Genomic DNA, 1,189 nt, shown 5'->3' with positions numbered 1-1,189 from the left:
AACAAGCATTATTTATTCAATGATCTTAGAGACGATACCGGCACCAACAGTACGACCACCTTCACGAATAGCAAAACGAAGTTTCTCTTCCATCGCTATCGGAACGATCAACGAAACATCCATCGCAACATTGTCACCTGGCATAACCATTTCCGTTCCTTCTGGAAGTGTAACAATACCTGTAACATCCGTCGTACGGAAGTAAAACTGAGGACGATAATTTGTAAAAAATGGCGTATGACGTCCACCTTCATCTTTTGTCAAAATGTAAGCTTCTGCTTTAAAACGTGTATGAGGCGTAACGGATCCTGGCTTCGCCAATACTTGACCACGCTCAATCCCTTCACGATCAACACCACGTAGAAGAGCTCCTATATTATCACCCGCTTGACCTTGATCTAAAAGCTTGCGGAACATTTCAACACCTGTAACCGTCGTCTTAGATGTTGGACGAATACCGATAATCTCGATTTCCTCTCCAACTTTAATAACACCACGCTCAACACGACCCGTAACAACGGTTCCACGACCCGAAATCGAAAATACATCTTCTATCGGCATCAAAAATGGTTGATCAACAGGACGTTCAGGGGTTGGAATATAATTATCAACTTCACTCATTAAAAGACGAACAGCATCTTCACCAATGCTTTTATCCTTATCTTCAAGAGCTGCCAACGCAGAACCCTTAACAATTGGTATATCATCACCTGGGAAATCATACTTGGATAAAAGTTCCCGAACCTCAAGCTCTACAAGCTCCAAAAGTTCTGCATCATCAACCTGATCAACTTTATTAAGAAAAACAACAATTGCTGGAACACCAACCTGACGCGCAAGCAAAATATGCTCACGTGTCTGAGGCATTGGACCATCAGCTGCTGAAACAACCAAAATAGCACCATCCATCTGTGCTGCCCCTGTGATCATGTTTTTCACATAATCAGCGTGTCCCGGACAATCAACGTGCGCATAGTGACGATTTTCCGTTTCATACTCAACGTGTGCTGTAGAAATAGTAATTCCACGTGCGCGCTCCTCTGGCGCAGCATCAATTTGGTCATAGGCTTTAAATTCACCAAAATATTTCGTAATCGCTGCTGTCAACGAGGTCTTCCCATGATCAACGTGACCAATCGTACCAATATTAACATGCGGTTTTGTTCGTTCAAACTTGCTCTTCGCCATT

Annotated in this window: 1 protein-coding gene; it reads right to left on the bottom strand. The window is 43.1% G+C overall.

Annotated elements, in window-relative coordinates:
• Positions 1–12 precede the first annotated feature (12 nt).
• The gene (gene tuf, locus ACFIK3_RS09540; protein ID WP_012755022.1) at positions 13–1,188 is read right to left on the bottom strand and encodes an elongation factor Tu; all 1,176 of its coding nucleotides are present in this window, start codon (positions 1,186–1,188) and stop codon (positions 13–15) included.
• Position 1,189 lies beyond the last annotated feature (1 nt).

Origin of the sequence: Bartonella sp. CB10SXKL, from assembly GCF_042195515.1 — a bacterium.
In the GTDB taxonomy this organism is placed as follows: domain Bacteria; phylum Pseudomonadota; class Alphaproteobacteria; order Rhizobiales; family Rhizobiaceae; genus Bartonella.
This window is presented reverse-complemented; position numbering and strand designations above follow the sequence as displayed.